Raw genomic sequence first — 881 nt, forward strand, 5'->3', positions numbered from 1 at the left:
GGTCAAGGCCCTGGTCCGTGTGCCGGTCGGCATGCGTGCCCAATTGGCCGTCCGCCTGCGGTCCGCGGTGGCGCGTCACATGGCGTCGCGCACTCCCGGCGAACTGCGGTTCCAAATCGATCCCAAGGATTTGATCTGATCCGAGAGATTATCCGCCGCGTCGAGGTGTCGTTTCGAGGAAAGCGGCGGTGTGACATGTCTGACTGCCGATTGAATCAGCATTCGGAACCTTTTGTTTCGGTTGGTGAGATGAGACGGGGATTCCTTGCCACGAAACGTCAAAAATCGCTGTTTTCGGCATTCGGCCCACTTCTTGTGCCACAAAATCGGATTTACCCGGTTACATGTCGTTTCGAGCCATGAGACCGAAACTGGGAATCATTGGAAAATGGCGATTCTGTTATTCGGAGCGGATTTTTCGTGTCGGTCGCGTGGCACGAAATGTCGAGAACGCTTGTTTTTTGCATTTCGTGGCAATGTATTCGGTCGAGAAATGCATCTCACCTGTGTGCAAAACCATTCGGGACATACCGGAACGTGTGGTCGTGGAACGGCTTCGATGACATAAAACAACATGCGAACGAAGGGCGGAATCGTTTTGACCAGGCCGTCACTGCATCCGGTGCCACCATGCAGGCCGGGCCTGATTCACTGGCGGAGACCAAAATGGCCGGCAAGGCGCGGAAGGATTCCTCTTTCCGAGAATGCTCTAGCTCAGACGGGTGCTGGCACGGCGACCGTTGTCTTGCTCACGGCGATTATGGCGCTGATTGATGTCGGCGTGTATGACATCTGCCGCGTAGATTCGGGGCTGCCGAAACGATTCGGACGAAAGCTTCCAGACGCGGCGCTTATAGTTGCATGCCGGAATGCATCGGTGC

The sequence above is a fragment of the Bifidobacterium sp. RTP21102st3_E2_RTP21102_210122 genome (assembly GCF_040916945.1).
GTDB classification, from domain to species: domain Bacteria; phylum Actinomycetota; class Actinomycetes; order Actinomycetales; family Bifidobacteriaceae; genus Bifidobacterium; species Bifidobacterium longum.